The organism is Fulvivirga sedimenti (assembly GCF_020328055.1).
Map to the genome: position 1 here is coordinate 389,606 of NZ_JAIXNE010000005.1, position 11,767 is coordinate 401,372.

11 protein-coding genes are annotated in these 11,767 nt (G+C 44.5%); 8 read left to right on the forward strand and 3 right to left on the reverse strand.

Going from position 1 to position 11,767, the window contains the following annotated elements; translation table 11 throughout:
* Positions 1–259 precede the first annotated feature (259 nt).
* Positions 260–448 (reverse strand): hypothetical protein, encoded by a 189-nt coding sequence (locus tag LDX50_RS25435; protein ID WP_225699092.1) that lies wholly within the window; start codon positions 446–448, stop codon positions 260–262.
* A gap of 134 nt (positions 449–582) precedes the next feature.
* On the opposite strand from LDX50_RS25435, the gene LDX50_RS25440 reads away from it, so the two are divergent.
* The 5 genes from LDX50_RS25440 (at position 583) to LDX50_RS25460 (ending at position 7,866) form a co-directional block, all read left to right on the forward strand.
* Entirely contained in the window at positions 583–2,046 is a 1,464-nt protein-coding gene (locus tag LDX50_RS25440; RefSeq protein WP_225699093.1) for a BatD family protein, read from the forward strand.
* A gap of 6 nt (positions 2,047–2,052) precedes the next feature.
* Entirely contained in the window at positions 2,053–3,126 is a 1,074-nt protein-coding gene (aroC, locus tag LDX50_RS25445; RefSeq protein WP_225699094.1) for a chorismate synthase, read from the forward strand.
* A gap of 5 nt (positions 3,127–3,131) precedes the next feature.
* A complete protein-coding gene (locus LDX50_RS25450; RefSeq protein ID WP_225699095.1) occupies positions 3,132–4,562 on the forward strand; it encodes a dicarboxylate/amino acid:cation symporter in 1,431 nt (476 codons plus the stop codon).
* Between the two features lie 51 nt (positions 4,563–4,613).
* Complete coding sequence (locus LDX50_RS25455; protein ID WP_225699096.1) at positions 4,614–5,195, forward strand: NifU family protein; 582 nt, start codon at positions 4,614–4,616, stop codon at positions 5,193–5,195.
* Between the two features lie 139 nt (positions 5,196–5,334).
* Positions 5,335–7,866 carry a PAS domain-containing protein gene (locus LDX50_RS25460; protein WP_225699097.1) on the forward strand — a complete coding sequence of 844 codons (2,532 nt, stop codon included), beginning with the start codon at positions 5,335–5,337 and terminating at the stop codon, positions 7,864–7,866.
* A 1-nt stretch (position 7,867) separates the two neighbouring features.
* Here LDX50_RS25460 and LDX50_RS25465 read toward each other — a convergent pair whose 3' ends face one another.
* Positions 7,868–8,761, reverse strand: coding sequence for a DMT family transporter (locus LDX50_RS25465; RefSeq protein ID WP_225699098.1), 894 nt, complete (start codon positions 8,759–8,761; stop codon positions 7,868–7,870).
* Between the two features lie 3 nt (positions 8,762–8,764).
* The gene (gene dusB / locus LDX50_RS25470; protein WP_225699099.1) at positions 8,765–9,763 is read right to left on the reverse strand and encodes a tRNA dihydrouridine synthase DusB; all 999 of its coding nucleotides are present in this window, start codon (positions 9,761–9,763) and stop codon (positions 8,765–8,767) included.
* A 45-nt stretch (positions 9,764–9,808) separates the two neighbouring features.
* On the opposite strand from dusB, the gene LDX50_RS25475 reads away from it, so the two are divergent.
* From LDX50_RS25475 to LDX50_RS25485, 3 genes are read left to right on the forward strand one after another with little or no spacing between them, the layout of a single operon-like run.
* The gene (locus LDX50_RS25475; protein WP_225699100.1) at positions 9,809–10,765 is read left to right on the forward strand and encodes a CPBP family intramembrane glutamic endopeptidase; all 957 of its coding nucleotides are present in this window, start codon (positions 9,809–9,811) and stop codon (positions 10,763–10,765) included.
* A complete protein-coding gene (locus LDX50_RS25480) occupies positions 10,740–10,946 on the forward strand; it encodes a putative signal transducing protein (protein WP_225699101.1) in 207 nt (68 codons plus the stop codon). Before LDX50_RS25475 ends, LDX50_RS25480 begins: the two co-directional genes overlap by 26 nt.
* Entirely contained in the window at positions 10,927–11,757 is an 831-nt protein-coding gene (locus tag LDX50_RS25485; protein ID WP_225699102.1) for a phosphatidate cytidylyltransferase, read from the forward strand. Before LDX50_RS25480 ends, LDX50_RS25485 begins: the two co-directional genes overlap by 20 nt.
* The last annotated feature ends 10 nt before the right edge of the window (positions 11,758–11,767 follow it).

The following is an 11,767-nucleotide window of genomic DNA, read 5'->3' on the forward strand; positions in this document are numbered from 1 at the left end:
GATCAGGATCAATTAAAAAAACAACCCCTGCGAAGCGGGTGGTCGAATATGTGAGATCAGGAATAATTAATAGAACAGCGACCACTGCGAAGCGGGCGGTCGAATATGTGAGATCAGGATCAATTAAAAAAACGACCCCTGCGAAGCGGGCGGTCGAATATGTGAGAGGGGCGGTCGAATTATTAAAAATTCAATTCAATAAAACAAAAAAGGCCATCCTTTATGGATAGCCTCCTATATTCATTTTAATAGTTAAACATTAGACATTAGATGCGAAACATCGCTGCAATACATTGTGGTGCTCACCGTTAAACTGATCGTAACACCACCTACGTAACTCTCGGATTTCATCCCGTATCAGGAGGCGAAGTCCCTTTCGCAGCTCCTTTTCAAACAATACGGTGTCAAAACTCACTTTCGTAAGGATCGTCTTTACGTATTCTAGCATCTGTTATTTGGTTTAAAAGTTAATAACAAGGAAACCATCTTTATAAATGTTACCTTTCTAAAAATGAAGGTGTGTTTAAAAGAATACTCTAAATTTGTACGTTTAAGAAGTAAAAAAGATTCAAACAATTTTGTATGTCCCTGATTCACAGATATAAAAAATTTCTTACCGTTTTCTGGATATTGATACTACCCGGCTTTGCTGCCCTGGCTCAGGACGTTTCCATAGAGCTCGGACCTGATGAAATTGGTGAAAATCAGGCCTGGACCATAACCATTACCATCAGCAACGATAAGATAGAAAAATATTCGGATTTTCCAAACATTGAGGGCTTTATAAAAAGGGGTACTTCCTCTGCTTCCAGAACACAAATTATTAATGGGCAGGTTTCATCAACCCAAAGTGTAACCATGACCTATATACCTGACGGACAGGGTACTTACACCGTCCCTCCTTTCGAAATGACGGTGAATGACAAAACAATCCGGTCTGAAGGGCGCACAGTTAAGGTTGGTGCTGCGGTCGATCGCCAGCCCTCCCGTGACCCTTTCCGGGATATGTTCGATAAAGACCCGTTTGACAGCTTTTTTGGCGAGGACAATGCCACAGAATACGTTGACGTAAAAGAGGATGCATTTCTGGCCCTTACGACCAACAAGGAAGAGGTTTATGTCGGCGAAGGATTCACCACAACGCTTTCTTTCTATGTCGCAGATAATAACAGGGCTCCACTGGAGTTTCATGAACTCGGAAAGCAATTGTCGGATATCATGAAGCAACTCCGGCCGGAGAATTGCTGGGAAGAAAATTTCAATATCGAAAATATTTACGGAGAGCATGTCATGATCCAGGGTAAGGGCTATACCCAGTACAAGATTTACCAGGGAGTATTCTTTCCCTTAAATACTGAAAATGTCGTCTTCCCCTCCGTTGGATTGGACATGATTAAATACAAAGTGGCGCGCAATCCATCATTCTTCGGTCAAAATCGTCAGGAAGATTTTAAAAAGTTCTTTACACGGCCCAAGACCGTCAGGGTTAGGGACCTTCCACCACACCCGCTGAAAGACGCCGTGGCTGTAGGTGATTATAAGCTCAATGAAAGTGTAAGCTCAAAAGATTTACAGACCGGCCAAAGCTTCACCTACGAATTCAATATTTACGGCGAAGGAAATATCTCGTCGATTAACGCGCCGATGGTTAAAGAAAATGACGAATTTGAATTTTACGATCCCGATGTGAGTCAGAATATCAACCGACGCAACGGGAGGGTTACCGGTTCCAAGTCCTATAGTTTTTACGGAATTCCGAATGAGCCGGGCGACTACCCCCTCGGGAAGTACTTCAAATGGATCTACTTCAATATCAAAAAAGATGCATATGATACCCTCACATCACGGGCAGTCGTGTACGTAACGGGAGAAAGTCGTAAAAATGAGAATATCCTCTCCAGTGATGTCGGTACGTTTTATGATCGGATTGAATTCGAGCGTAATGATCTTTCAGGCACAGAGGGGGTCGAATGGCTCAAGGTTTTTGCCAACATTCTAATTTTGGTTATGTTAGCACTTTCTGCCTTTATTATTTTCAAAAAATAACATCCTTTGAGCAACTCATTCGGACAATTATTCCGCATTTCCACCTTCGGTGAATCACACGGCCGCGGTATCGGTGTTGTGATCGATGGATGTCCTGCCGGAGTAACAATCGACGAAAATTTCATTCAGAAGGAACTCACACGGCGTAAACCCGGACAGTCAAAAATAACAACTCAGCGCAGGGAAGATGACGAGTTTGAAATACTGTCAGGTACGTTTGAAGGCAAGTCAACCGGAACACCCATCGCATTATTCATTCCCAATACGAATGCCAGGAGTAAGGATTATTCCCATATCGCAGATAAATATCGCCCGTCACACGCAGATTTTACGTATGACGCGAAATATGGCATCCGTGACTATCGCGGAGGTGGAAGAAGTTCAGCGCGTGAAACAGCAGCCCGCGTTGCTGCCGGTGCGATCGCCAAGACCATGCTCTCGACACTGGGTGTAGAAATATATGCTTATGTTTCCTCAGTTGGGGATATTCATGCACCGGCGTATACGGAACTGGACCTTTCACGGATCGAGGAAAATATCATCCGCTGCCCGCATCCTGATACTGCCGAACGAATGATTGAGCGTATTGAAGAGGTAAGGAAAAGCCGTGATACGATTGGAGGGGTTGTGACGGGAGTCATCAAAAACTGTCCACCCGGCTGGGGGGAACCCGTTTTTAATAAATTACATGCTGCACTGGGACATGCCATGCTGGGCATCAATGCCGTAAAAGGATTTGAATACGGCAGCGGATTTGCAGGAACGGAAATGCGTGGTTCAGAGCACAACGACTCTTTCCATATGGATGGTGACCGCGTTCGTACAGACACCAATTATTCCGGTGGTGTACAGGGTGGGATCAGCAATGGAGAAGATATATATTTCCGGGTGGCATTCAAGCCTGTGGCAACGATCATGAAGGATCAGGAGAGCGTTAATTCCTCCGGCGAGGCTGCCACCATTTCCGGAAAGGGCCGTCATGATCCTTGTGTCGTTCCCAGGGCAGTTCCGATTGTCGAAGCAATGGCAGCACTGGTGTTAGCAGACCACTATTTACTAAATAAAAGTTCTAAACTCTGATTTCCATGAGCGCTAAGAAAATGCCTTTGCATATCAAGATTATTATCGGACTTGTACTTGGGATCATCTGGGCATTTGTTTCGTCGACAATGGGCTGGAATGAATTCACCATTAACTGGATTGATCCTTTTGGTGCCATATTTATCCGGCTTCTCAAGTTTATTGCAGTACCCCTGGTATTATTCTCCATTATCAGCGGGGTATCCGGGTTGAGCGATCTGAGCCGCCTGGGAAAAATGGGGCTGAAGACACTTGTACTGTACCTGGTGACTACAGTAACAGCCGTTAGTCTCGGGTTATTGCTGGTGAACACAATCACACCGGGATCCTACACAGATGAGACCCAGCGCGTAAAGAACAGGATGGAATATGAAGTATGGGTTCAGGAAACGGCCGGAATTGAAAAGCCAAAAGACGGTAAAAGTTATCTGACTGATCCGGCTTACAGGGATTTAGCTGAAGCAGCGGCAAACCCGGAGATGATTCGTCAGATACAGGCCGACAGGGAAAACATGGTGAGCAAGCAAATGCAAACTGCAGAGGCAAGTGAAGAGGCCGGTCCGCTCCAATTCCTCGTGGATATGGTACCTGAAAACCTGGTCCTTTCTATTTCCGACAACAGCCTGATGCTGCAGGTAATCTTCTTCGCGATTTTCTTTGGAATCACACTGATCATGATCCCATCCGAACACTCTGCCCCTGTAATCGCCTTCATTAACGGCACTAACGAGGTCTTCCTGAAAATGGTTGACCTGGTGATGAAAGCCGCGCCGTTCTTCGTTTTTGCACTTCTCGCAGGTGTGATCGCAAAAATGGCCGACACCCCTGCACAGGTATTTGAAATCTTTAAGGGCCTTGGATTCTATTCGCTAACGGTGATGATCGGACTGTTATTCATGATCTTCATTTTCTACCCATTGGTCATAACCGTATTCATTAAAAAGCTTTCCTACAGGGAGTTTTTCAAAAACATCAGCCCCGCGCAATTCCTTGCGTTCTCTACAAGTTCAAGTGCTGCCACACTGCCGGTAACAATGGAATGCGTTGAGGAAAATATGGGTGTCTCCAAGAATGTGACAAGTTTTGTTCTTCCCATAGGAGCTACCGTGAACATGGATGGCACAAGCCTTTACCAGGCCGTTGCAGTAATTTTCCTGGCACAGCTACATCTGGTAGATCTTACACTTGGTCAGCAGCTTACCATCGTTCTTACCGCAACCCTTGCCAGCATTGGTTCGGCCGCAGTTCCCAGCGCAGGACTGGTAATGCTGATCATTGTGCTTCAGTCGGTGGGTCTTAACCCGGCCTGGATTGCGATCATTTTCCCGGTCGACCGGATACTGGATATGTTCCGCACCGTAGTTAATGTAACCGGAGATGCTACGGTATCTACGCTTATTGCGAGTTCTGAAGGAGAACTGACAAAATATAATTAAGGGGAACCAAAGATCTCTATATTTGTTGTTCCATTGTTAACGTGATACATTATGAGTCAGACAACAGCAAAAAGACCGGTAAATATATACATGGAGGCAAATCCAAACCCGCACTCCATGAAATTTGTGGCGAACTTCATGCTGGTTCCTGAAGGTACCAGTTATGACTTTCCGGATGCTGAATCAGCTGATAAGGCGATGCTGGCACAACAACTGTTCAAGCTCCCCTATATCCGTCGTGTATTCTTCATGAATAACTTCATAACCGTTACGAAGGAAGAAAATATTGATTGGGTCGAAATCAGGGAGGAAATTAAAAACATCATTATCAAGTACCTGGAATCTGGCAACGACCTGATCGAAAAACCTGAAGTTCAGGAAATTTATGATGAGAGCGATTCTGAAACCGTTAAAAAGATCAAAACCATCCTTGATGAATATATCAAGCCTGCCGTTGAACAGGATGGCGGTGCGATCACGTTTCATTCTTTTCAGGACGGAAACGTTCGTGTACTCCTTCAGGGCTCCTGCAGTGGATGTCCCTCTTCAACAGTTACCCTCAAGGCAGGAATTGAAAACCTCCTGAAACGCATGGTACCTGAGGTTGAAATGGTGGAAGCTATCGACGGGTAAAAAATAGTAATTTTTGCCTCAAAACACACATCCGTGTGATTTCCTTCTCTTTAAATGTAATAGGATTTTGTACTATTGACAGGGCTGAATAAATTGGGTTCAGTTTGTATGTATTTTTTGGATTTAACCCAATTTTTTAATGTCCACATACAGGGAAATCGACGATCAAGAACTTATTCCTTTTCATCAGGAGGTTTACAAATCAGCTGATAAGCTAACCCAGTATTTCATTCTTGGCTATTTCGGCGCCGGTATCAGTCTGGCATTCTTCAACCAAACCTGGATACTGGCCCTGGTCATGGGTGGTACACTGGTAGGCACATATTACTTAATCCGGCATTTTCTGCAGAAAACAAGCTTTTTCAGGGTAAGCATCAGTCTTATATTCTGGTTGTTTCCACTGCAGTTTATTTTTCAGATGCATGGTGACCTTTCGATGGCCTTCTTCTATTTCGTAAGCCTTACAGTTCTTCTATTTTATGAAGATAAATGGGTGCTTGTCCCGGTAATATTATCCGCCATCTTTTCCTATTTCATCCTGTATACAGGAACGGTCGACGGCACATTCCTGGGTCTTCCCATGGAAGAATTACCTGTAGATGTAGTTCACATGTTTCTTCATATCGGAATCATGGCGCTTTATGCGGTTCTGGCTGTTCTATGGGCGAATATTCAGCGCAATCAGACCCGCGAATCCGGAATCACATTCATTAAAATGGATGAACAGCTGAAGATGATGGATGTAAATATAAAGTTCGCAGATCATATCAGCCAGGGCAACCTCGAGGCACCATATCCAACACAGAATGCGGATCGCCTCGGTGAGTCACTGCTTAACATGCGCGGCTCTCTGCGCGAGGCATCAATCCGTGAAAAGAAAGAAAAATTTGTAAACGTGGGAATGGCCACAATTGGAGAAATACTGCGAAATCATGTGGATGATCTCGATCTGCTTTCCGACAAGGTTATTGAAAACCTGGTTTCCTATCTGAAAGCAAACCAGGGAGGAATATTCATTCTGGAGGAAGATGCCAATGATAAATATTTGCAGCTTCAGGCATGCCGTGCATACGAGCGAAAAAAATTCCTGGAGCGCCGTGTTGAAATTGGTGAAGGTCTGCTGGGTCAGGCTGTGCTGGAAAAAGAAACTATCATGCTCACCGAAATACCCGAAGGTTACTTGAAAATTACTTCAGGCCTGGGAATTGCGAGTCCGGATAACCTGATCATCGTTCCTTTGAAATCCAATGAAGACATTATCGGGGTTATCGAACTGGCTTCCTTCAAGGAGTTTGACGATACAGATGTCGAGTTTCTTGAGAAGGTAAGTGAAAGCATCGCGTCAACGGTAATTTCTGCAAAGACCAATCAGCAGACGAAGGAGCTTCTTGAAAATTCCCGTCAGATGACAGAAGAAATGCAGGCACAGGAAGAAGAGATGCGCCAGAATATGGAAGAAATGCAGGCAACTCAGGAAGAAATGGCCAGAACTCAGAAAGAGCTGGCAGAGAAAGAAGCGAATCTGAATGCCCTGATAAACAATACCGACGACAGTATCATCACTATCGATCGGGACTACAAGATCGTGATCATGAATAACGTTGTAAAAGCACGTTATAAAGGAACGCAGTTTGAGCATATGAAAGAAGGTCATAACGCCCTTGAGATGCTGGGTGATGTACGCGACGAATGGAAAGGATACTACGATCAGGCTATGGAAGGGGAACGGCTTAACTTCATTCTGAAGAGTTCTGTTCATGGTGAAAATACCTGGCGCGAATATTTCCTGAACCCAATTTATGACGAGCATAAATCGATCATTGGAATTTCTGTATTCTCGAGGGACATCACCGACAAGAAGCGTGTTGAAGAACAACTGGCTCATGAAAAGGCCCTGTTCCAGGCGCTGATGGATAATATTCCCGATGCCCTTTATTATAAAGATCGTGAAAGTAAATTCCTGAAAGTAAGTAAATCGATTGTTAAGAACTTCGGACTTTCCTCGGAGGAAGAAGTTTTGGGTAAGTCTGACTTCGATTTCTTCTCGGAAGAACATGCGCGGCCCGCATATGAAGGCGAACAAAACATCATCAATACCGGTGAATCCATCATGGGACAAATTGAAAAAGAGGTTCACAAGGATGGCAAAATAACCTGGGCAGAAACGATCAAAATGCCGCTGTTGGATGAGAAGGGCGAAATCATCGGTACGTTTGGTCTGTCAAAAGACATCACACGCTCCAAGATTGCGGAGATCAAAGTACTGGAGCGGAATAATCTGTTGAACAGCGTAATAGAGAATACGCCAGATTCCGTATTCACCATTGATAAGGAGTATAATCTTATTCTATCCAATTCCAAGGTCGACGAACTTTTCAAAAAAGCTGGATTGAATATCAAGGTTGGAGACAGGGTTCCTGCCACTGGTAATTGGAAAGAATACTACGATCGTGCGTTAAACGGTGAGACATTCTCCATAGAAGATCGTGAACTTAGCGCTGCAAAAACCAGTGATGAGCTTTATCTGCACATATTGGGTCCGGTGAAAGGCTCTGATGGTGAAATAATCGGCGCCTCTATCATCTCACGTGATATGTCGGGTGAATTAACTACACGATCACAGCTTGAGGCATTGACCAGTGAAGTGAATACACTGAAAAAGAAAAAGTAGATCAGTTTACAGGTTTCCGGGGCTTTCTGTTTGCGAGATAGACTCCTGCAATGATCAGGGCCATGCCAATGAAATGGCCGGGTTGAAGACTCTCACCATCCAGCACGCCCCAACCGACGGCGACGATCGGGATCAGGTAGGTCACAGAACTGGTAAATACGGGTGAAGTTATCTTCACAAGTTCATTAAAAAGGATGAGTGCAACTGCAGTGCCGACTAAACCAAGAACGACTACCGACATTACGGGAACCAGATTCGAATAGGTGACGTGAGAAACAAAATCGGTCATCCCGAACAAATAGACAGCAGCTAATGGACCCACCATCAGCAATGAGACGCTGGTGATGGTTCGGGCAGTAAGATCCTGAATTTTAAATTTGATCAGGTTCAGGTTTGCGCCATAAAATATAGTGGCAAGAATAACCAGCAGTGCGTGGAGGTTGATTCCGCTCAATCCATCAGAGGATCCCACGAGAATGAGATAGGCCGTACCACCCAACCCAATGATAAGTCCGATAAATGTGCGCAGGGATAATCGCTGCGAAAAGAACAGCACTCCCAGCAACATTGTAAAAAGAGGCGTAAGAGCATTCAGGATCCCAGCGATGGAGCTGGGTAGTTTTGTCTGCGCCGCGGCAAAAAGGAATGCAGGCAGGAGACTTCCAAAAAATCCAACTGCCAGCAGAAGAATCAGGTGACGGCGTCGTAATTTATGAATTTTAGCCAGGGCAATCGGAAGCAGAAAGAGGGACGCCGATACAATTCGCAATGCACCCACTTCACCTGCAGTAAGGCCCGACAGTCCGGTTTTAATCAGGATAAAAGAGCTCCCCCAGATGAGTGCCAGCACCAATAAAAGGATCCATGCTCTTAACGGGGTTGAAACCGGTTTCATGCGCTATTGAGGCAGCAGAATATGTGTATCGGAAAATTCCTGACTGATTTCCTCCAGCAATTGCAATAATTCCTCAAATGATTCAGAAGTGACCAATCGGGTTCTGTATGGTTTGAAATTCTGAATTCCCCGGAAATAGTTGGTATAATGTCGCCGCATTTCGAATATTCCCTGCTTCTCTCCCTTCCACTCCACAGAAAAAACAAGATGCTCTCGCGCTGCTTCAACACGGTCTGATAGCGACGGCGGGGTAAGTTTTTCTCCGGTTTCGAAAAAATGCTTTATCTCATTGAAAATCCATGGATATCCAATGGCTGCCCTGCCGATCATAATGCCGTCAACTTCATATTTTCTACGATATTCAAGAGCCTTCTCGGGAGAATCAATATCACCGTTTCCAAAGATCGGGATGTGGATGTCCGGATGATTTTTTACCTCTGCGATTTTCGTCCAGTCGGCAACTCCCTTATACATCTGTTTCCGCGTTCTCCCGTGAATGGTTAAGGCCTGGATACCAACATCCTGAAGACGTTTAGCAACCTCCACGATGCGGATGGTGCTGTCATCCCAACCCAGTCTTGTTTTGACGGTCACCGGCAGGGAAACCTGCTTAACAATTTCCTCAGTCATCTTTTGCATCTTGGGAAGATCCAGGAGGATACCCGCACCTGCTCCTTTGCATGCTACTTTTTTCACCGGGCAACCGTAGTTGATATCTACCAGTTCCGGCCCTGCTGCTTCAGCAATAGCAGCGGCTTCCCGCATACTTTCAATCTTATCACCAAAAATTTGAATCCCGATTGGACGTTCATAGTCATAAATATCCAGTTTCTGGACACTCTTGTCTGCATTTCGGATCAATCCTTCCGAAGAGATAAATTCGGTATACATTAAATCTGCACCGTGTTTCTTGCACAATGCACGAAACGGCGGATCACTTACGTCCTCCATCGGTGCCAGCAGGAGCGGGAAATCACCCAATTCAATGTTACCTATCTTCATGTTTTTGATGCAGTTCTAAAAGAAAACGTAAATTTAAGCGAAATTATGAACATAACAGAAAATCAACTCTCTGAAGGTGATAATCAGCCCTTCCTGACAGGCGCCCTGGGCCTTTTGGCAGCACTTTTCGGGTTTTACATTCTTGGGCCACTGATCGGCTCCGTTGCAGCGATACCATTTTTTGAAAATGGCCTGAGTGACATGATGGAGCTTGGTGAGAATCCTACCGGAGATGTGAGCTTCAAAATTCCATTGTTCATTATCCAGGGTGTTGCGGCTTTGATCGGACTGATAATAATCCCCTGGCTCTTTCTTTATATCCGCAAAGATCAGCCATCGAAAAGCCTCTTCCCGAAATCTCCCGGAATCCAGGGCTATTTTCTTACGGCCCTGGTGGTCTTCACATTCATGGGTGTAAATTCATTTTTTATAGAATGGAACGCATCCGTTCACTTTCCTGAATTCATGAAGCCCCTGGAAGATTGGGCCCGGAAAAATGAAGACATGCTTGCTGAAGCCACAACATTCCTCACCACTTTCGAATCAACCGGACAATTTATACTGGCATTCTTTGTAATAGCCGTCATTCCGGGAATTGGGGAAGAACTCGTTTTCAGAGGAATTGTTCAGCGCAAACTGATCCAGGGTGGATTAAACCCACACATAGCCATCTGGTTGGCCGCCATTATCTTTTCAGCCATTCACATTCAATTCTTCGGATTCGTGCCGCGAATGTTACTAGGTGTACTCTTTGGATATCTCTATTTCTGGTCAGGCGACCTGCGGGTGCCGATGTTAGCCCATTTCGTGAATAATGGCCTTACGCTGGGTTTTGTTTATGCACATCAGATGGGATGGGTTGACTTCGATATCGAAAATAGCGAATCACCAACATTGGTATCGGTGATAATATTCTGTATTATTACCACTATAGTATTAGTTGTCCTTAACAGGTATTTTAATCTCAGAAAGGCAGATGAGCCAGTGGAAGGTAGTTTTTAAGTCAGGTGAATCCTATCAGGCGGAAATCGTGAAAGACGTTCTCGAGGATCATGGATTACATCCTGTAATTGTTAATAAGAAGGATTCCTCCTATCATTTTGGTTATTTTGAGGTGCATGTGGAAACTCATGAAGTCCTTGATTCCATGCAGTTAATCAAGAATGAGATCAATTTTGAGTAAATACAGCAATCTTACCCAGCGGATTATTGCGGCATTAATCGGGGCAATAATCATTGTTGGCAGCCTCATTTCAGGAATGTGGTATTTTTTTATCGTTTTTCTTGCAATCGGAGTAGTTACGCAGCTTGAATTTTACAAGCTCGTGGGGCTGGATGGAATGCTGCCGCTCAAGACCTACGGAACAATCTGTGGTATATTCCTTTTCACCCTTTCCTTTCTGATCGAAAGCGGCCAGATAGAAGCCAGGTATTATGCATTGATCTTTCCCGTTGTCGCATGTGTATACCTGATCTACCTGTACCGAAAACAAGTTTCCAAGCCTTTTCGCGGAATCGCATTTACCTTTTTGGGAATAATCTATGTGATGGTACCATTCTCGCTACTTAATGTAGTCATCTTTGAGCCAGGAGCATATACATTTATTTTGGTGCTTGGATCCATGTTGATCCTGTGGTCAAATGATACCGGCGCATATTTTACGGGTGTACAATTCGGACGGAGAAAACTATTTGAGCGTGTTTCTCCAAAGAAATCATGGGAAGGATTTGTAGGCGGACTTTTATTCTCCATTGGCATGTCACTGCTCATCGATCATTATACCGACGTATTGCAGTCCTGGCAATGGATTTCAATAGCTTTTATTATTTCAATCGGGGGAACTTATGGAGACCTGGTTGAATCACTTTTTAAGAGAAGTATAGAAATAAAGGATTCCGGACGATTAATTCCGGGTCATGGTGGGTTTTTAGACAGATTTGACGGTTTACTGCTTTCCGTACCTTTTATTGTCGCTTTCCTGAAAATCTTTTAGCCTACTTCGA